Below are 18,526 nucleotides of genomic sequence, written 5' to 3'. Positions count from 1 at the left end.
ATGTCCAATGGACCATCGCCAAGGCGCCTGGGGGCGGCCCTGCTGGGCCTCCTCCAGGGCCATGTGGCGCTGCTGGCCCATGAACTCGAAGACCAACGCAACCAGGCAATGCGCGCGCTGATTCTCGGCGGCCTGTGCCTGGCCTTCGCCCTGCTCCTGCTGATCGGGCTGTCTGCCCTGCTCCTGATCGTCTATTGGGACAGCCACCGCCTGGCAGTCGCCACCGGTCTTTGCCTGTTCTACGGTTCTGGCCTGGTAGGGTGTGCCACCTGGCTGCTGATCAGTCTGCGCAATGCCGAAACACCATTCAGCGCCAGCCTGGAAGAACTGCAACGTGACCGCGAGCAACTGCTGCCATGACGTCCAACTTGCCACCAGGCGCCTCGCGCCGTCAGTTGCGTAAAGCCGTGCTGCGCATGCGCCTGGAGATGCACCGCCAGGAACTGCGCCATGAAGTGCTGCAAATCAGTCAGCCACTCAAGCAGGTACGCGAGTATGGCCAACGCCTGCGCCAGGGTAATGCACCCTTTTTGCTCACTGGCGGCGCATTGGCACTGGCCGGACTGCTCGGCGGTAAACGAGGCTGGCGTCGCTGGTTGCGCCTGGCATTGATCATTGCGCCACTACTTCGGCGCCGGCAAAGCGGCATCGACTGAAACACTGATTGGTCTAGACCTGGCCTGGCCGCGATCTTGCTTGGTTGAGTAACCCAACCGCCATCAGGCGGCTCAACCGCTCAGCGCTAAGGACAAACCAGGTGATCGACGGACTGCCTTTTGCCGTCTTCCAACCCTTTATCGACACCGCCACCGGTCGTATCGCCGGTGTCGAGGCGCTGGCTCGGCTGCGCGATGACAAAGGCAAGGCTCGCTCGGCCGGGCCACTTTTCGCCGACCCGAAAACCCCACCCGCTGCCCTGCGCCGCCTTGACCGACAGGTCCGCGAAGATGCCTTGCGCCGCTTCCATCAGGCCCCGGCGGACTGGTTCCTTAGCCTGAACATTTCCCCACGCTGGATCAGCCGCCTGCGTCCAGCGCAGCCACTGCCCAGCCTGATCCAATTACAGCGCAGCGGCATCGACCCGACGCGCATCGTTTTCGAGATCACCGAACTCGGCGGCGCCAGCCAGCGCCTGCCTGACGTGGTGTCGCGCTACCGCGACGCCGGTGCACGCATCGCCATCGACGATTTCGGCGCCGGCTATTCACAGCTCGACCGCGTGCTGGCGCTGCAACCGGACATCCTCAAGCTGGACATGCGCCTGTTTCAGGAAGCCGCGCGTGGCGGCCCCAGCGGTGAAGTGGTCAAGGCGCTGGCGCAAATGGCCGAAAAAACCGGCTGCTGGATCATCGCCGAAGGCGTGGAAACCGAAGCCGAGCTGAACTTTGCCCTCGAATGCGGCGCCCGCTATGTGCAGGGGTTCTTGTTCGCCAAGCCGGAAGAGGAGCTATTCGCCAGCGATGCCTTCGTCGGCCGCTTCGCGCGCCTGCGTGACAACTACGTGCAACAGAAACTCGCCGAGCGCGCACGCCTAGTCAACCTGCGCCAGCAACTGGCCGAGCTGATGTCCGAACTGAGGTTCTGGGCCGAAAGCGGTGCCCCGACAACGAGCCTGAAAGCACCGGACAACTACCCCTGGCTGTTGCGCATCTATCAGTGCGACCGCCACGGCACCCAGCTCACGCCAAACCTGGAATGGCGCCAAGCGGCTTGGCAGGCCGATGATCGCTACCTCGGCCACAACTGGTCATGGCGCCCCTACTTCTATCAACTGCTGGCCGAAGGCTGGGAAGAACGGCGCCTGACGCTCTCCACCACCTACCGCGACGCCACCACCAACCAATACTGCCTGACCGCCGGCCAGTTCATCGATAACGGCCGCCGACTGCTACTGGTGGATATCGACGCCGCCGGCCTGTAACCAACCGGGGTTGCAGCCGGCGGCATGAACACCCAAGCTAGGGGCCCGGATCAACCTGGCGAGGATAGGCCTTGGATTGGCACACCCTGCTCACCCGTGAACGTCTCGGTAAACCTGCGCCCAGCTCGGCAGAGCTAGGCCGCAGTCCCTTCCACAAGGATCATGACCGCATCATCTTCTCCGGCGCATTTCGCCGCCTGGGACGCAAGACGCAGGTGCATCCGGTTTCGAGCAACGACCATATCCACACCCGCCTGACCCACTCGCTGGAAGTCAGCTGCGTCGGTCGCTCACTGGCCATGCGTGTCGGTGAGATGTTGCGTGACGACCTGCCCAACTGGTGCACACCGAGCGATCTGGGCATGGTCGTGCAGTCCGCCTGCCTGGCCCATGATATTGGCAACCCGCCGTTCGGCCACTCCGGCGAGGACGCCATTCGCCACTGGTTTCAGCAGGCCGCCGGGCGCGGTTGGCTGGATGCGATGAGCGATGCCGAACGCGGCGACTTTCTCAATTTCGAAGGTAACGCCCAGGGCTTTCGCGTGCTCACCCAACTGGAATACCACCAGTTCGATGGCGGCACACGGCTGACCTACGCCACCCTCGGCACCTACCTCAAATACCCCTGGACCGCTCGCCATGCCGACGCTCAGGGCTACAAGAAGCACAAGTTCGGCTGCTACCAGAGCGAGCTGCCGTTGCTCGAACAGATTGCCGCCAAGCTCGAGCTGCCGCAACTGGAGGCGCAGCGCTGGGCACGCCACCCGCTGGTCTACCTGATGGAGGCCGCAGACGACATCTGCTACGGCCTGATCGACCTGGAAGACGGCGTGGAGATGGAACTGCTCGACTACACCGAAGTGGAGGCATTGCTACTCGACCTGGTGGGCGATGATCTGCCGGAAACCTATCGCCAGCTCGGCCCCAAGGACTCGCGCCGGCGCAAGCTGGCGATCCTGCGCGGCAAGGCCATCGAACACCTGACCAACGCCGCGGCCGGCGCCTTTGTCGAGCAACAACACGCCCTGCTGGGCGGCGGCCTGCAGGGCGATCTGGTCGAACACATGCACGGCGCGGCCAAGCACTGTGTGCAGAGCGCGAAATCCCTGGCGCGCGAGAAGATCTTCCACGACAAGCGCAAGACGTTGCATGAAATCGGCGCCTACACCACGCTGGAAATCCTCCTCAACGCCTTCTGCGGTGCAGCACTGGAGCAGCACAGCGGCCGTACGCTGTCTTTCAAACACCGGCGCATTCTCGACCTACTCAGCTACTACGCGCCTGAGCCCGGCTGGCCGCTGTATCGCTCGTTCATGCGGGTGATCGACTTCATCGCCGGCATGACGGACAGCTACGCTACGGAAATGGCAAGGGAGATGACCGGCCGTTCGAGCCCGATCTGACGAAAACAGCGCATGAAGAACCTGATTCGCAACAGTTTCACCTGGCATGCCGGTCCGCCGGCCTGGGGCCCTGCCGTGGTCGCGGTGCTGGGCTGCGCCTTGCCGCTGGTGCTGGGCCTATTCACTGCTCACAGTGGTTTTCTCTGGGCATCGGCAGGCGCGTTTCAGGCCGCTCAGGCCAACCCGCTGCACCGCTTCGGCATGCTGCGCATGCTACTGCTCACCGGTCTGGGGGCCTGCAGCGCCGGCCTGGGCTTCTGGGCGGGTAGTCACCCCCTGCTCAGCCTGTGCATTTTTGCAGCGTTCGGCCTGCTGTTGGCCTGGCTGCAACGCTTCGGTAGCGAAGCCGGCAAGCTGGGTATCGGCCTGAGCATCTGCCTGTGCCTTGGCCAGGGACAGTTCGGCATCGGCAATCTGCACAACCCCTACGCAGTGGCCACGCTGTTCATCCTCGGCGGGCTTTGGGTCATGCTGCTGGCCTTCGGCCTGCGCGGCCTGCATGGTCTGCGCATGTGGCCGTACATGCCGCGCTTTCTCGCCATTCTCAAGGTGCTCAAGCGCCACGCGCAACGCCTGCCGCGCCAACAGTGGCGCCTGCACGCCCTGGCGTGCATGCTGGCTTTCGCCGCCTCGGGGCTGATCGTCAACCTGGCCGGTCTGTCGCGCGGCTATTGGTTGACCCTGACCGTCATCAGCACGCTGCAACTGGAATTCCAGGGCAGCCTGGTGCGCGCCCTGCAGGCCAGCCTGGCCAGCCTCGCCGCCGCCGGCCTGCTGATCATCTTCGGCCACAGCCTGCAGAGCCCACCGATGATGGTGATGACCCTGCTGGCGCTGGTGTTTCTCAGCCGCGCACTGCAGGCGAATCACTATGGCCTGTTCGTGCTGCAGACCAGCCTCTGCTTCGTGCTCCTGGCCGAGAGCCTGTCGCATGACTGGCACCTTGCCGAGGTTCGCCTGCTCAACGCACTGATCGGCGTCGCCCTGACCCTGACCATGGCCTTGCTGGTGCATGGCCTGCGCCTGCAACTGAACAAACCGGGCAAGACCGAAGAGAGTTCGCAACAGCCTTTATAACGTTTAGGCAGATTCGCCCACACTTCACTATGCTGTTGGAGCCTGCAGCGCCAGCAAGGAGTGAAGTGCGATGCCCAATACAGCGGTTGCGCGCGAACGCCGTTTTCCCCTGCATGTTCACATCAGCGTCCTGTTCACCTTGCTACTGCTGTTCACCGGCGTGGTGCTGGGGCTATTCAACTATCAACAGACCAGCCGACTGATCTTCTCCAGCAGTTCGACCCTGTTCGAGCGCATCCAGTACGACGTACAGAAGGATCTGGATAGCACCTATCGCCCGATACGCCATCTGCTCAGCCTGCTGGCGCTGCACCCAGCCACCCAGGCCGATACGCTCGACGAACGCCTGGAAATGCTGCCGCTGTTCGTTCAGGCCCTGCGCGACAACCCCAAGCTGGCCTCGATCTACCTGGGTTATGAAGATGGTGATTTCTTCATGGTCAGACCGCTGCGCAGCGACATGCTCAAGCAACGCTTCGACGCGCCGGACAAAGCCGCCTACCAAGTCTGGGCCATCGACCGCAGCAGCGTCGGCACCGACAGCGACTACCTGTTCTATGACGGCTCATTGAACCCGCTCAGCCGCCGGCAGAACCTCAGCGAACCCTATGATCCGAGGCAACGCGAGTGGTTCAAGCGCGCCCGCGGCGACGGTGGGCAGATCACCACCGCACCCTATCTGTTCTTCTCCACCCAGGAAATCGGCACCACCCTGGCCAGGCGCAGCGGCCTGACCACAGTGATCGGCGCGGACCTGACCCTGGATGACCTGTCCGCCACCCTGGCCAGCCACCGCGTCACCCCCAACACCCAGGTGGTGCTTGCCGACAGCGGTGGCAACGCCGTGGCCTACCCCGAGAGCAGTCGCTTGCTCAAGGAGGTCGACGGCAAGGTGTCGCTGGTCAAGGTCAGCGAGCTCAACCCTGCCCTGGGTGAACTGCTGGCCGGCCAGTTGAACGAGCAGGATGCAGGCGTCATCGAGCTGGCCAAGCAACGCTGGGCCATGGCCCATCGGCACATTCAGGAAGGCGGCCCGCAAGGTTTGCATCTGGCGCTGCTGGTCCCCGAGCAGGAACTGCTGGCCGAGGCCTACCGCATCCGCTGGCAAGGTGCCCTGATCACCCTCACCACCTTGTTGCTGTGCCTGCCCCTCGGCTGGCTGACCTCACGCCTGGTGGTCAAACCGCTGCGCAGTCTGGTGCAGGAGGCGCAGGCCATCCGCCGCTTCGACTTCGCCTATCCGGCCAGCGGGCGCTCGCCGATTCTCGAGGTCGACCAGTTGGCGGTGTCCATGACCAGCATGAAGGACACCCTGTCGAGCTTCCTCGACATCGCCGCCAGCCTGTCTGCGGAAACTCAGTTCGAAGCGCTGATCAAACGCGTGATGGACGCCACCGTCTCCATTAGCGAGGCCCAGGGCGGCCTGCTCTATCTGTTGGACAACGATAGCGGCCGCCTGGAGCCACATGGGCTGATCATCGACGGTCAGAGCCGCAACCTCACCGACCTGGGCATCCACGGCCTGGCCCATGACGACCCGACCCTGCCCACCTGGTTACAACGCCCGGCCAGCGGTGGCAACAGCGTCGCTACCTCCATTGGTTTCGATCAGGCGGGGAAATTCCAGGGACTGCTGTCAGCCATGGACAGCCCGCGCCTGCACCTGATCGCAGCCGGCCTGCACAACCGTCAGGGCGATACCGTCGGCGTGCTGGTGCTGCTGCAACGTGACACCGGCGAGAACAGCGAGAGCATGCTCAGCCCGGATCGTGTCGCCTTCGTCGATGCCGTCTCAGGCAGTGCAGCCCTATGCATCGAGAGCCAGCGTCTGCTGGCCAGGCAGAAGCAGTTGCTCGATGCCTTCATCCAGCTGATCGCCGGCGCTATCGACGCCAAGAGTCCCTATACCGGCGGCCACTGTCAGCGCGTACCGGAAATCACCCTGATGCTGGCGCGCGCCGCTGCCGAGAGCGACGCCCCCGAGTTTCGTGATTACAACCCAAGCGACGAAGAATGGGAGGCGCTGCATATCGCTGCCTGGCTGCATGACTGTGGCAAGGTAACCACGCCGGAATACGTTGTCGACAAGGCGACCAAACTGGATACCCTGTACGACCGCATTCACGAAGTGCGCATGCGTTTCGAGGTGCTCAAGCGCGATGCCTGGATCGCCTATTGGCGTGCCCGCAGCGAAGGTGGCGAGGAGGCGGCGCTGGCTAGGCTGCGCGACCAGTTGCTGAGCGATCTGGACGACGAGTTCGCCTTCATCGCCCGCATCAACCAGGGCGGCGAGGCCATGGCCGATGCCGACCAGGCGCGCCTGCAGCAGATCGCCGAACGCCGCTGGCTACGCACCCTAGACAATCGCCTGGGCGTGTCCTGGGAGGAAGCCAAACGCCTGGAACGCTCGACATCCGCCAGCCTGCCGGTGGAAGAACCGCTGCTCGCCGACCGCCCCGAGCACCTGATCGAACGCGTTGGCCAGGAGGTGATCGCACCGGACAATCCCTGGGGTTTCAAGCTGGAAGTGCCTCCATACAAGTTCAACCGCGGCGAGCTGCACAACCTGAGCATCGCCCGCGGCACCTTGACGGCCGAGGAGCGCTACATCATCAATCATCACATCGTGCAGACCATCCTGATGCTCGACCGCCTGCCCTTCCCCAAGCATCTGCAGAACGTCACCGAGATTGCCGGTGGGCACCACGAGAAGATGGACGGCAGCGGCTATCCCAAACGCCTGACGCGCGAGCAAATGAGCCTGCCGGCACGCATGATGGCAATCGCCGATATCTTCGAAGCACTGACGGCAGTGGATCGCCCCTACAAGAAAGGCAAGACGCTGTCGGAAGCGCTGAACATCATGGTCGGCATGTGCAAGGGCGCGCACATCGACCCGCAGCTGTTCGCGCTGTTCATTCGCGCTGGCATTTATCGGCGCTACGCCGAACGTTTCATGCAGCCCGAACAGATCGATCAGGTGGACGAACAGATGGTCTTGGAAAAGGCAGGAGTGCTGTAGGAGCGAGCTCTGCTCGCGAAACGTTGGTCAACGCTTCGACTCGAGAGCAGAGCCGCTCCTGCAGTCAGGTATCAGACCGTGGCCTGGATCAGCCAAAAGCTGAGGCGGCGCCTGGGAACCCGGCGCCGAGTAGCGATCAAGCCTGGTTGATCGGGTTTTCCGGGTACCAGACGTCCTGCAGCGGGCTGAGCTCGAACTTCTCCAGTTCGTCACGGCCTTTCAGCCAGGCCTCGACGGCAGCGCGCTGCTCTTCGTTGACCGAGCCACGCTTGGCCAGGCAGACCAGGCCGAAGTCTTCGCCACCGACGTAATCCAGACCATTGCCGGCGATGGCCTGATCGAGGAACTGATCGACGAAATCGTCAAGGGTCTGATCGCTCAGGTCAGCCTTGAAGTTCAGGGTCAGCTCGAAGCCCAGCTCCTGGAATTCATCGACACAGAGCTTCTTGCGCAGACGGCGGGAACGGTTGGTCGCCATGAAACAATCCTCAAAGGTAATAACGCGCGGCACTCTAGCAGTTTCGCAGGCAGAGCGCCTGCTTTGTGTCGCCCAGCAGCCCCTCGAACATGTTGAACGCCAGCTGTTTGCAGTGACTGTTTTTAAATAGACGAGGCCGACTGCAAGCCGGTTCTTGCTGCATAATGCCGGCAACTTTTCCCCGAGTCGGACTGTCGTTTGTCTGTCTCCCTCGTTACTCCCGCCTGACTGCGGAAGGTTCTTGTCGATGATCCAGCGGTTTCGCCAACTGGCGCTGAGCGCCCTGCTTCTCCCCCTCGCCCTGTCCTGCCACGCTGCCAGCGCCGCACTCCCCGCCAAGGTCGAGCAGGCCCTGAAGGCCAACAAGATTTCCAACAACTCGCTGTCGGTGATGACCGTGCCTCTGGGCGGCCAGGCTGGCGGCCTGCAGTTCAATGCCGATGTTTCGGTCAACCCGGCCTCGACCATGAAACTGGTGACCACTTACGCAGCATTGGAATTGCTGGGGCCCAACCACCAGTGGAAGACCGAGTTCTATGCCGACGGCCCGCTGAAGGATGGCGTGCTGCATGGCAACCTCTACCTCAAGGGTGGCGGCGACCCGAAACTGAACATGGAGAAGCTCTGGCTGTTGCTGCGCGATTTGCGCATCAACGGCGTGCGTCAGGTTCAAGGCGACCTGGTACTCGATCGCAGCTTCTTCGTCGCCCCGCAATTGCCGGCATTCAACGACGATGGTGGCGATGCCAACAAGCCGTTCCTGGTGAAGCCCGACTCGCTGCTGGTCAACCTCAAGGCGCAACGTTTCATCACCCGTGCCGAAGACGGCAAGGTGAGCATCGCCATGGACCCGCCCATCGCCTCGATCCGTATCGATAACCAGGTCCGCCTGCTCAAGGCCGCAAAGTGCCCATCCTGGCCCGACATTCGCTACAACGCAGTGGATCAGTTCGACGGCACCACACTGATCGTCAGTGGCCAGTTGGCCGAAGGCTGCAATGCGCAGACCTACCTGTCGTTGCTCGACCACCCCAGCTACGCAGCGGGCGCGGTACGCGGCATCTGGCAGGAGCTGGGCGGCAAGATCCTCGGCAAGGACCGCCAGGGCACCGTCCCGGAAGACGCCCGCATGCTGGTACGCGCCTTCTCGCCCGATGTGGTGGAGATCGTCCGCGACATCAACAAGTACAGCAACAACACCATGGCACGGCAGTTGTTCCTCAGTATCGGCGCACAGTTCCGTACCGAAGCAGACAAGGATGACTCCATGGCCGCGCAGCGCGTCATCCGCGGTTGGCTGGCACGCAAGGGCATCACGGCGCCGCACCTGGTGATGGAGAATGGCTCTGGCCTGTCGCGCGCCGAGCGCATCAGCGCACGGGAAATGGCGCTGATACTCCAGGCGGCCTGGCGCAGCCCTTACGCTGCCGAGTTCCGCAGCTCGATGCCGCTGGTGGCAATGGACGGCACCATGCGTCGACGCCTGCAGCGCACGCCACTCGTGGGTGAGGCACACATCAAGACCGGCACGCTGAATAACGTGCGCGCCATCGCAGGCTTCAGCCGCGACAGCAACGGCCAGGACTGGGCCGTGGTCGCCATCCTCAACGACCCGAAACCCTGGGGCGCCACCTCGATTCTCGATCAGGTACTGCTCGACACCTACAGCCAACCCAAGCGCTGACGATCACGTAGCCCGGATACAATCCGGGGGCTTTCATGAACCAGGCCCCGGATTGTGTCCGAGCGACGCAGTCAGCGGGCGGTGAAACGCCAGGCGCGATGGATCTTGGGATTGCGCGCGAAGTCCGGGTCCAGTGTCTGCGCGCTGATTTCTTCGACCTGATAGCGCGCCACCAGGCTCTCATCCAGCTGGAACTTGCGGAAGTTGTTGGAGAAATACAGCACGCCGCCACGGGCCAGACGCGCCATGGCCAGGTCGAGCAGCTCGACGTGGTCACGCTGCACATCGAACACACCTTCCATGCGCTTGGAGTTGGAGAAGGTTGGCGGGTCGATGAAGATCAACTCGTACTCACCGCGGTCCTCTCCCAGCCAGGCCATCACGTCGCCCTGCTCCAGGCGGTGCTTGTCGGAAAAACCGTTGAGCGCGAGATTACGCCGCGCCCAGTCCAGATAGGTTTTTGACAGATCGACGCTGGTGGTGCTGCGCGCGCCACCCTTGGCTGCGTGCACGGTGGCCGTCGCGGTGTAACAGAACAGGTTGAGGAACCGCTTGCCGGCCGCCTCACGCTGCAGACGTAGGCGCAACGGGCGGTGATCGAGAAACAGCCCGGTATCCAGATAATCGGTGAGGTTAACCAGCAGCTTGACCCCGCCTTCGTTCACTTCCATGAACTCGCCCTGCGCCGCCTGACGCTGATACTGCTTGGTACCTGTCTGGCGTTCACGACGCTTGATGACCACACGACTCTGCGCCACGCCTAGCGCCTGCGGGATTGCCGCCAGGGCATCGAGCAGGCGTGCCTGCGCCTTGTCCGGGTCGATCGAACGCGGCGCGGCATATTCCTGAACATGTACGTAGTCGCGGTACAGATCGACTGCCACGGCATACTCGGGCATGTCGGCATCGTACAGCCGATAGCACTCGACACCTTCGCGGCGCGCCCACTTACCCAGTTGTTTGAGATTCTTCTGCAGACGATTGGCGAACATCTGCCCGCCTTCGGACAGACGCGCCTGTTGCGGCGCATCCTGCGCTGGCTCTTGATCGTCTTCGCGCGCACGCCGCTCACCGGTAACGAACTGCTCGGTCTGCACCTTGATTAACAACAGTTTGCAGGGCAGTGCGCCGTTCCAGAACGCGTACTGCTTGTGGCTGCGCAGGCCCATGCGTTTGCCCAGTTCGGGCGCGCCGGTAAATACCGCCGCTTCCCACCCCAGGCAGGCCTGGCGCAGGCGCTCGCCGAGGTTCTGATAGAGATACAACAGGCTGGCTTCGTCGCCCAGACGCTCGCCATAAGGCGGGTTGCTGATCACCAGGCCCTTCTGATTCTGGTCCGGGCGCGGCTCGAAACTGCCCAGCTCGCCCTGATAGATTTTCACCCAGTCGGACAGACCGGCGCGCTCGACGTTGTTGCGCCCAGGCTGAATAAGCCGCGGATCGGCTTCGTAACCACGAATCCACAACGGCGGCTTGGCCAGACCCGCTGCCGCGCGCTGCTCGGCTTCGGCGTGCAGCTTCTTCCAGATTGCCGGCACGTGGCCGAGCCAGTTGGAGAAGCCCCAGCGCTCACGTTTGAGGTTGGGGGCGATATCGGCTGCCATCAACGCCGCCTCCACCAGGAAGGTGCCCACACCGCACATCGGGTCAGCCAGGGCGCCACCCTCAGCGGCAATGCGCGGCCAACCGGCACGAATCAACACCGCCGCAGCCAGGTTCTCCTTCAGCGGCGCAGCACCCTGCTGCAGGCGATAACCGCGCTGGTGCAGGCTATGACCGGAAAGATCTAGAGAAAGCACCGCCTCACCGCGGTCCAGGCGCAGATGCACGCGCAGGTCCGGGTTGAGTTTGTCGATGCTGGGCCGCTCGCCGCCAGCGGTACGCAACCGGTCGACAATCGCGTCCTTGACCTTGAGTGCACCGAAGTGGGTGTTGTCGATACCTGAACCGTTGCCACTGAACTCCACTGCCAGGCTACCGGACGGCTCCAGATGGTCTCGCCAGTCGATCGCTTGCACGCCGTCATAAAGCTCGTCGGCGTTGTTCATGGCAAAACGCGACAGCACCAACAGCACGCGGTTGGCCAGGCGTGACCACAGGCACAGTCGATAGGCCACCTCGATTTCAGCGTGGCCGCGGATCGCGGCCGTTTGCTCGCGCGCTTCTTCCAGCCCCAGCGCCTTGGCCTCTTCCAGCAACAGCCCTTCGAGCCCCTTGGGGCAGGTCAGCACGATTTCGTAACGATCAGACATGGATGTTCCACTGCCTATGGCAATCAGAGAGGTGCGGCGGCGCACCTCGACTCAAAATAAGTGACAAAAGGTCACAGCGCGACCCTTCGTCGGAATAAGCAAGCACTCTCATTTGCACTAGCAAAATGACGGCATCTACGTGCATAGCCAGATATGACGGCGCCTGGCCGAAAGAGGCTGGACGTATCACCAGCCCCCTTATGGCCTCACCCGCATTTAGGTTACGCCCTTATGACAAATCGATCATTCACAGGCCCCGGTGCATTCGTTAGAACACTACCTAAGGCTTTCGCTGCAACGGCGAAGGCACAGAAAGTTCGCCACGCCGGCAGCGGACTTTCGCAGGCAGAAGATTTCTGCCCGGCCTTGCCACAAGGCCAACGGGACATAACAGTCAACAGTGAGGGCAACACCCTATGAGAAGACTTAAGCGTGATCCGTTAGAAAGAGCTTTTTTGCGCGGCTATCAGTACGGCATCAATGGTAAATCCCGCGAACTTTGCCCCTTTACCCTACCTTCGGTTCGTCAGGCCTGGCTCAATGGCTGGCGTGAGGGCCGTGGCGATAACTGGGATGGGCTGACCGGCACAGCCGGTATTCATCGACTCAACGAACTTCACGCTGTCGGCTGATCAGGAACACACCCGACTTCACCATGCCGACCCCCTCCGGGCGGCGGGCGCAAGCCCAGGGGCTCCTTCGGGAGCCCTATTTATTTACGCAGCTTATTTACGCAGCGCGGCAATCGCATCAACCGCCTCGCGAATCAGCGCCGGTCCTTTGTAGATGAACCCCGAATAGATCTGGACCAGGCTCGCACCCGCAGCGATCTTCTCCGCCGCATGCTTGCCTTCGGTAATACCGCCAACCGCGATGATCGGCAGACGCCCCGACAACTCACCGGCCAGCACCCTGACGATATGCGTGCTCTTGTCACGTACGGGTGCACCCGACAGACCACCTGCCTCATCCCCGTGGGCCAGCCCTTCGACGCCCTCACGACTGAGCGTGGTGTTGGTGGCGATCACCGCGTCCATATCGGCACCCAGTAACGCAGATGCCACCAACGCGGTCTCTTCGTCGCTCATGTCCGGGGCAATCTTGATCGCCAGTGGCACACGTTTGCCGTGCTCCTGAGCCAGATCTTCCTGACGACGACGCAGCGCCTCAAGCAACTCCTTCAACGAATCACCAAACTGCAGACTGCGCAGCCCCGGCGTATTGGGTGAACTGACGTTGACCGTGACGTAACTGGCGTGGGCATAAACCTTGTCCAGGCAAGCCAGATAATCATCCACTGCCCGCTCGACCGGCGTATCGAAGTTCTTGCCGATATTGATACCCAGCACACCCTTGAATTTCGCTGCCTTGACCCGCTCGAGCAAACGATCGACGCCGTGGTTGTTGAAACCCATGCGATTGATTACCGCCTCGGCCTCCGGCAGACGAAACAGTCGTGGCTTGGGGTTACCCGGCTGCGGACGTGGGGTCACGGTGCCGATCTCGACGAAACCGAAGCCCAACTGGGCGAAACCATCGATGGCATCGCCGTTCTTGTCCAGCCCTGCCGCCAGACCGACCGGATTGGCGAACTGCAAACCCATCACGTTTACCGGCAGGCTGGCTGGCGCCTTGGTCAGCAGGCCGTTGAGCCCCAGCCGACCACCAGCACCGATCAGATCGATGGACAGCTCATGGGAAGTTTCCGGGGACAGTTTGAACAGCAGCTCGCGGGCCAGGGAGTACATGATCAGGCTCAGCTCGACAGGTAGAGGGTTGGCAGCCGGCGATTATAGCCGCGCAGGCGGCCTCGGCGCGAGGCAAGTGCGCCAGATCAGTCCAAAGGGCGTAAGCTCAGTAACTCGCCGGAGCTATTGAATTCCAGCACGAAGGAACCAAAGATACCGGCGTGAGTCAGATACGGCCGCAAATGATGGGCCGGCAAACTGACGCGGCGCCCGTCGCGGCTTTGCGCCATAATCCGGTTGGCCTGGCCACGATAGATGGCCTGCAACCGTTCGGCCGATAACGCAATATCCAGCACCAAGCTGGGCATGGAGGCACCCTCGCAAATGAATGGGGCTATTTTGCCACAGACCTGTAACGCGACAGGCACTCACGCGCCGCGCTACGCTATATGGGCAATAGCCATCCGCGTCTGCCACACTGCAGCAGACGCTTCAGGAGCGATCTGCCGGCCATGAGCCTGTCCGAATCCTCAACTCTCAGCGGCCGCCTGGCTGCACTGGCTCAGCGCATGGGCCTGCTCGGTCGCAGCTCACGGCAGATATTCGCCAGGGCCAGCGCCCTGCGCCTGCCATTCAAACCCTTGCCAGCAGCGGTCGAAAGCATTGGCTGGCACGACGGCGCGCAACTGCAGCTTCTGCTCAACCTGCCTCGCGGCGCTCTTTCCGGCCCCGTGCAGGAAGACAAAGCACAGGCCCACTCCGCACTGACTCAAGTAGTGGAAGCGCAAACGCAGCAACTGCAATCGTTCGATCTGCGCCTGATCGATGGTTTCGCCTGCCCTTGCCCGGTACCAGGCTATGTGAGCTTCGAAGACTACGCGGCAAGCGAACACTGCAAGCAGGTGCGCATCATCAGCTACAAGGATTTCGTCAAGACCGTCAGCCAGGCATTGCCGCGTTTTCTCGCTGGCGAGCCGATAGAACTTCGCCAGGCCAACTGGCGCGGCTCGCGCACCTTCTGGTCAGGGGATATGCACGGCGAAGCCTTCGCCGGAGCAATCGCCTATGCGCGCAGACGCGAACTGGAAGTGCTGCTGCCAGCCAATCTGGTTCGCTATCGTTTGAATGAAGCGGGCCTGGACAACCTGCAAAATCGCTATCACGTACTGGCCATGCCAGAGGCGGCGTGGAGCGATCCCAGCTTCATGGGGCTGCTACTGGACAACGGCATCCCCTATGCACGCCTGTCGCTACTGAAGAAAGCCGGCACCCCGGAGTTCCTCCTCCTGCCCAAAGAGCATCAGGAAGCCACTGCACTTGGCGAGGGGTTGCGCCTGGCCGGCGCACCAGACGTGCCGAGCCATCTACGTCAGTTGGCCATCCAGACAGCCTGAACAGACTGACGGGCTATTCATCGCAACCGCGCAACAGACGCCCGATCATATCCAGCGAATAACCACGATAGGCCAGAAACCGGCCTTGCTGAGCACGCTCTCGAGCATCCCCAGGAAGCCGACTGGCAAACTTGCGCTGCCAGGTTTCACGCAACTGCTCGAACCAGTCGATACCACTTTCACGCAGAGCCTGATCGACATCGCTACGCGCAAGCCCACGCTGGCCGAGCTCCTCGCGAATACGCAACGGCCCGTAGCCAGCACGCGCACGATAAGCGACGAAACTTTCCAGATAGCGGGCCTCGGATAGCAAGCCCTCCTCCGATAGCCGCTGCAAAGCCGCGTCGATCATGTCCTCGGAGGCGCCACGCTTGCGCAACTTGCGCGCAAGCTCGACACGTCCATGTTCACGCCGCGCCAGTAGATCCATGGCCGCCCGCCTGACGGCGAGCGGGTTATCCAGTACGACGGTCATGCTCTGAAGACTTAGAAGTCGACTTCAGCATCAGCCAGATCGGCAGCCGGAGCCTTGGCCGGAGTGCTGCTGACCAGCAGCTTCTCGCGAATGAGACCTTCGATTTCGCGCGCCACTTCCTGATTGTCTTCCAGGTACTTGGCCGCATTGGCCTTACCCTGACCGATCTTGTTGCCCTTGTAGCTGTACCAGGCCCCCGACTTCTCGACCAGGCCCTGTTGCACGCCGAGATCGATGATCTCGCCATTACGGTAGATGCCTTTGCCGTAAAGGATCTGGAACTCCGCCTGGCGGAAAGGTGGCGCGACCTTGTTCTTGACGATCTTCACGCGGGTTTCGCTGCCCACGACCTCTTCGCCTTCCTTCACCGCACCAGTACGGCGGATATCCAGACGAACCGAGGAGTAGAACTTCAGGGCGTTACCACCAGTGGTGGTTTCCGGGCTACCGAACATCACGCCGATCTTCATACGAATCTGGTTGATGAAGATCACCAGGCAGTTGGCGTTCTTGATGTTACCGGTGATCTTGCGCAGCGCCTGGCTCATCAGACGCGCCTGCAGACCAACGTGCATGTCACCCATTTCGCCTTCGATTTCCGCCTTGGGCACCAGGGCTGCCACGGAGTCGACGATGATCACGTCGATGGCGTTGGAGCGCACCAGCATGTCGGTGATTTCCAGCGCTTGCTCACCAGTGTCCGGCTGCGAGACCAGCAGATCATCGACATTGACGCCGAGCTTGCCGGCATAATCCGGGTCGAGCGCATGCTCGGCATCGACGAAGGCACAGGTGGCGCCAAGCTTCTGCGCTTCGGCGATCACCGACAGGGTCAGCGTGGTCTTACCAGAGGATTCCGGGCCGTAGATCTCGACGATACGTCCCTTCGGCAGGCCGCCGATACCCAGTGCGATATCCAGCCCAAGCGAACCGGTGGAGATAGCCGGAATGGCCTGACGCTCATGGTCGCCCATGCGCATGACCGCGCCCTTGCCGAACTGTTTCTCGATCTGACCCAGGGCAGCCGCCAAAGCGCGCTTCTTGTTCTCGTCCATTACCATCCTCACGTATTAACAAGGGCCCCTAGGGCCGCCAACAACTGTATAAGTAGCCAGTATTATTCCACAGGGCAAGTCGCCCGCCTACCCCATAAGCGGATTTTCCTCCGCCAACAGGCGCAGAAGCCCCGCCAGAGCAGCCTCGACCGTTTGTCGGCGCACCTCATCTCGGTTACCCGCGAACTGCTTGCGCATACTGAAAAGACGCTCGCCGTCGCCCCAGGCCAACCAGACCGTACCGACTGGTTTGTCCACAGAACCACCTCCCGGCCCCGCCACACCGCTGACAGCCACGGCATAGCGCGCCCCGCTGTTGGCCTGAGCGCCACGCACCATCGCTTCGACCACCTCACGGCTAACGGCGCCCACACTGGCGAAGAAGTCGGTACACACAGCTAACTGCTTGGTTTTCTGGGCGTTGGAGTACGTCACATAGCCGGCCTCGAACCAGGCCGAACTGCCAGGGATGCGAGTGATTGCCTCGGCAATGCCGCCGCCTGTACAGGACTCCGCAGTGGTGACCTGGGCAGCTTGCGCCTGTAATGCTGCACCCAGTTGTTCGGCCAGTTGGCTGATTCTGTCCATATCCACTCCTCGCTCATCGAACCGCAAACCCTACACAGCTTGCACCGCCAGTGGAAACGGCAAATTTCGTCTACTGTTATCACGGCTAGGGTGCGACAGGAGGCACTGCAATGTGGCTGTCACGGAACAAGGAACACAAGGACGCGCAGGATCTGGGAGCGGCGGAGCTACAGGCCATTCGCCAATCGATGGCGATGATCGAATTCACCCCGGACGGCATCATTCTCGACGCCAACCCAGCCTTTCTTGGCGTGGTGAATTATCGTCTGGAGGACATTGTCGGCAAACACCACCGCATGTTTTGCCCCCGAAGCCTGAGCGAGAGCCTCGCTTATCAGCAGTTCTGGCAGCGCCTACGCCAGGGTGAGCACTTCAGTGATCGATTCCCTCGAGTGACGCGAGACGGCAAGGAGGTCTGGCTGGAAGCGACCTACATGCCAATCCGTGACGCCCAGGGCTCGGTGACCAAGGTCATGAAGATTGCCACCGACATCACCCGCCAGGTAGCAGCCGAACATATGCACGAGAGCTACATCAAGGCCATCGACCGCTCCATGGCGGTGATCGAGTTCAATCTCGAGGGCCAAGTAGTGAGTGCCAACCAGAACTTTCTCGACCTGATGGGCTATCGCCGAGAAGAGGTAATTGGCCAGCATCACCGACTGTTCTGCCTGCCAGAGGATAGCCACAGTGACGACTACCGTCAGTTCTGGGCTAAGTTGAACAAAGGCGAATACGTGTCCGGCCGATTTCGTCGCGTGACCAAGCAAGGCCGTCAGGCCTGGCTACGCGCTACCTACAACCCCCTTTACGACGCCAGCGGTCGTGTCTATGGCGTCGTGAAATTCGCCAGCGACGTCACCGCTCAGGTCGAGCGCCGAGACTCGGAGGCTGCCGCAGCACAGCTAGCTCATGATATCGCCAAAGAAACCGACGTTTCCGCCGATCACGGTACCCGCACCGTGGCGCAAACCGTGGCCGTGGTCACCGATATTGCCAGTGAGCTGGCGAACGTGGCTGAGCAGATAGAGGGCCTGAACAAACAGTCCGAACAGATCACCAGCATCGTTCAAGTCATTCGCAGCATTGCCGATCAAACCAACCTGCTGGCGCTCAATGCCGCCATCGAGGCCGCACGAGCGGGCGAACAGGGACGCGGGTTTGCAGTGGTCGCCGACGAGGTTCGGCAACTCGCCTCACGTACCAGCCAGGCCACTCAGGAAATCAATGGGGTGGTGCAACAGAACCAGAGCCTTACGCGCAACGCAGTGGCCAGCATGGCAACCACGCGAGAGCGTGCACGCACCGGCGTAGACCTGGCCAATCAAGCCGGCGAAGTGATTCGTGAGATTCGCAGTGAATCACTGCGAGTGGTCGAAGCCGTCGCCCAGTTCTCGGTGACCTTTACCGACTGACAGGTAATCGCGTCAGATTCGCAGCCCACGTGAGGGGCGAAGTATGGGAAAATTCCCGGCTTCGTCACACCCAC

At 61.9% G+C, this 18,526-nt stretch carries 17 protein-coding genes; 10 read left to right on the top strand and 7 right to left on the bottom strand.

Annotated elements, in window-relative coordinates:
• From RTH74_RS20175 to RTH74_RS20150, 6 genes are all read left to right on the top strand, one after another.
• Positions 1 to 360 carry a phage holin family protein gene (locus RTH74_RS20175; protein WP_316915832.1) on the top strand — a complete coding sequence of 120 codons (360 nt, stop codon included), beginning with the start codon at positions 1 to 3 and terminating at the stop codon, positions 358 to 360.
• Positions 357 to 656: a hypothetical protein gene (locus tag RTH74_RS20170; RefSeq protein ID WP_143505289.1), complete on the top strand. Its 300-nt coding sequence runs from the start codon at positions 357 to 359 to the stop codon at positions 654 to 656. Before RTH74_RS20175 ends, RTH74_RS20170 begins: the two co-directional genes overlap by 4 nt.
• Positions 657 to 757: 101 nt before the next feature.
• Entirely contained in the window at positions 758 to 1,921 is a 1,164-nt protein-coding gene (locus tag RTH74_RS20165) for an EAL domain-containing protein (RefSeq protein WP_316915831.1), read from the top strand.
• Positions 1,922 to 1,992: 71 nt separating this feature from the next.
• Positions 1,993 to 3,324, top strand: a complete 1,332-nt coding sequence (locus RTH74_RS20160; protein WP_316915830.1) for a deoxyguanosinetriphosphate triphosphohydrolase — start codon at positions 1,993 to 1,995, stop codon at positions 3,322 to 3,324.
• 12 nt (positions 3,325 to 3,336) lie between these two features.
• A complete protein-coding gene (locus tag RTH74_RS20155; protein ID WP_316915829.1) occupies positions 3,337 to 4,401 on the top strand; it encodes an FUSC family protein in 1,065 nt (354 codons plus the stop codon).
• A gap of 70 nt (positions 4,402 to 4,471) precedes the next feature.
• Positions 4,472 to 7,423 carry an HD domain-containing phosphohydrolase gene (locus tag RTH74_RS20150; RefSeq protein WP_316915828.1) on the top strand — a complete coding sequence of 984 codons (2,952 nt, stop codon included), beginning with the start codon at positions 4,472 to 4,474 and terminating at the stop codon, positions 7,421 to 7,423.
• A gap of 136 nt (positions 7,424 to 7,559) precedes the next feature.
• Here the strand turns inward: RTH74_RS20150 and RTH74_RS20145 are convergent, their stop codons facing one another.
• The gene (locus tag RTH74_RS20145) at positions 7,560 to 7,901 is read right to left on the bottom strand and encodes a YggL family protein (RefSeq protein ID WP_045735171.1); all 342 of its coding nucleotides are present in this window, start codon (positions 7,899 to 7,901) and stop codon (positions 7,560 to 7,562) included.
• A 247-nt stretch (positions 7,902 to 8,148) separates the two neighbouring features.
• On the opposite strand from RTH74_RS20145, the gene dacB reads away from it, so the two are divergent.
• Positions 8,149 to 9,585 (top strand): D-alanyl-D-alanine carboxypeptidase/D-alanyl-D-alanine-endopeptidase, encoded by a 1,437-nt coding sequence (gene dacB, locus RTH74_RS20140; protein WP_316915827.1) that lies wholly within the window; start codon positions 8,149 to 8,151, stop codon positions 9,583 to 9,585.
• Between the two features lie 71 nt (positions 9,586 to 9,656).
• Here dacB and rlmKL read toward each other — a convergent pair whose 3' ends face one another.
• Positions 9,657 to 11,837 (bottom strand): bifunctional 23S rRNA (guanine(2069)-N(7))-methyltransferase RlmK/23S rRNA (guanine(2445)-N(2))-methyltransferase RlmL, encoded by a 2,181-nt coding sequence (gene rlmKL, locus RTH74_RS20135; RefSeq protein WP_316915826.1) that lies wholly within the window; start codon positions 11,835 to 11,837, stop codon positions 9,657 to 9,659.
• A gap of 416 nt (positions 11,838 to 12,253) precedes the next feature.
• On the opposite strand from rlmKL, the gene rmf reads away from it, so the two are divergent.
• A complete protein-coding gene (gene rmf / locus RTH74_RS20130) occupies positions 12,254 to 12,469 on the top strand; it encodes a ribosome modulation factor (protein WP_003244273.1) in 216 nt (71 codons plus the stop codon).
• A gap of 93 nt (positions 12,470 to 12,562) precedes the next feature.
• Here rmf and RTH74_RS20125 read toward each other — a convergent pair whose 3' ends face one another.
• Both RTH74_RS20125 and RTH74_RS20120 read right to left on the bottom strand, forming a co-directional pair.
• Complete coding sequence (locus RTH74_RS20125) at positions 12,563 to 13,585, bottom strand: quinone-dependent dihydroorotate dehydrogenase (protein WP_316915825.1); 1,023 nt, start codon at positions 13,583 to 13,585, stop codon at positions 12,563 to 12,565.
• Between the two features lie 86 nt (positions 13,586 to 13,671).
• Positions 13,672 to 13,893: a DUF2835 domain-containing protein gene (locus tag RTH74_RS20120; protein WP_106734994.1), complete on the bottom strand. Its 222-nt coding sequence runs from the start codon at positions 13,891 to 13,893 to the stop codon at positions 13,672 to 13,674.
• A 144-nt stretch (positions 13,894 to 14,037) separates the two neighbouring features.
• Between RTH74_RS20120 and RTH74_RS20115 the strand changes: the two genes are divergently transcribed.
• Entirely contained in the window at positions 14,038 to 14,919 is an 882-nt protein-coding gene (locus RTH74_RS20115) for a DUF6685 family protein (protein WP_316915824.1), read from the top strand.
• Between the two features lie 13 nt (positions 14,920 to 14,932).
• Here the strand turns inward: RTH74_RS20115 and recX are convergent, their stop codons facing one another.
• From recX to RTH74_RS20100, 3 genes are all read right to left on the bottom strand, one after another.
• Positions 14,933 to 15,394, bottom strand: coding sequence for a recombination regulator RecX (recX, locus tag RTH74_RS20110; protein WP_099523409.1), 462 nt, complete (start codon positions 15,392 to 15,394; stop codon positions 14,933 to 14,935).
• A gap of 11 nt (positions 15,395 to 15,405) precedes the next feature.
• A complete protein-coding gene (gene recA, locus RTH74_RS20105) occupies positions 15,406 to 16,449 on the bottom strand; it encodes a recombinase RecA (protein ID WP_106734992.1) in 1,044 nt (347 codons plus the stop codon).
• Positions 16,450 to 16,536: 87 nt separating this feature from the next.
• Complete coding sequence (locus RTH74_RS20100; RefSeq protein WP_316915823.1) at positions 16,537 to 17,037, bottom strand: CinA family protein; 501 nt, start codon at positions 17,035 to 17,037, stop codon at positions 16,537 to 16,539.
• Between the two features lie 110 nt (positions 17,038 to 17,147).
• Between RTH74_RS20100 and RTH74_RS20095 the strand changes: the two genes are divergently transcribed.
• Complete coding sequence (locus tag RTH74_RS20095; protein WP_316915822.1) at positions 17,148 to 18,452, top strand: PAS domain-containing methyl-accepting chemotaxis protein; 1,305 nt, start codon at positions 17,148 to 17,150, stop codon at positions 18,450 to 18,452.
• Positions 18,453 to 18,526: the final 74 nt, after the last annotated feature.

It is taken from the genome of Pseudomonas sp. zfem001 (assembly GCF_032621725.1).
Classification (GTDB): domain Bacteria; phylum Pseudomonadota; class Gammaproteobacteria; order Pseudomonadales; family Pseudomonadaceae; genus Aquipseudomonas; species Aquipseudomonas sediminis.
This window is presented reverse-complemented; position numbering and strand designations above follow the sequence as displayed.